The 738-nt window shown below is 65.2% G+C and carries 1 protein-coding gene; it reads right to left on the bottom strand.

Annotation, left to right across the window (positions count from 1 at the left end; translation table 11 throughout):
- A partial coding sequence (locus ACP7BV_RS27525) for an ABC transporter ATP-binding protein (RefSeq protein WP_426108089.1) occupies positions 1–713 on the bottom strand: 713 nt, incomplete at its 3' end.
- Positions 714–738 lie beyond the last annotated feature (25 nt).

The raw sequence follows: 738 nt of genomic DNA, 5'->3' as shown, positions 1-738 counted from the left end.
AAGAACTGCTTGATGAACGGATGGTCCACTTCGAGTACGTCGCGCGTGGGTCCCACGGCGATCACATGTTTTTCGGCCAGTACGGCCACGCGCGTGGTGAGCGCAAACAGCGTGTCCAGGTCGTGCGTGACCATGACGACGGTCAGTCCCAGTTCGCGGTGCAGCGACTGGATCAGCGCGACAAAGGCGTCGGACAGGTCCGGGTCCAGGCCGGCGGTGGGTTCGTCCAGGAACAGCAGTTGCGGCTCCAGCGCCAGCGCGCGCGCCAGCGAGGCGCGCTTGATCATCCCGCCCGACAGGTCGGACGGCATTTTGTTGGCGTGTTCGATGCCCAGGCCCACCATGTGCATCTTGAGCAGCACGGCGTCGTAGATCACGTCTTCGGGCAGCGCGCGCAGTTCGCGCAGCGGCTGGGCGATATTGTCGAACACCGTCAGCGCCGAATACAGCGCGCCCTGCTGGAACAGCATGCCCCAGTGGTTGCGCATGCGCTGCAGCTGTTCGGCGTCGGCTTCGCTGATGTCTTCGCCGAACACCTTGACGCAGCCGCGCGCGGGGCGCTCCAGACCCAGCATCTGGCGCAGCAGCACCGTCTTGCCGGTGCCGGAGCCGCCCACGATGGTCAGGATCTCGCCGGCAAAAATTTCAAGGTTCAAGTCCTGGTGCACGACGGTGCGGCCGAACTTGGTCCACAGGCCCGTAATCTGCACCACCGGCGGGCCGACTTCTTCGTCGGGC

The organism is Massilia sp. TSP1-1-2 (assembly GCF_049896185.1).
GTDB lineage: Bacteria > Pseudomonadota > Gammaproteobacteria > Burkholderiales > Burkholderiaceae_D > Telluria_A.
This window is presented reverse-complemented; position numbering and strand designations above follow the sequence as displayed.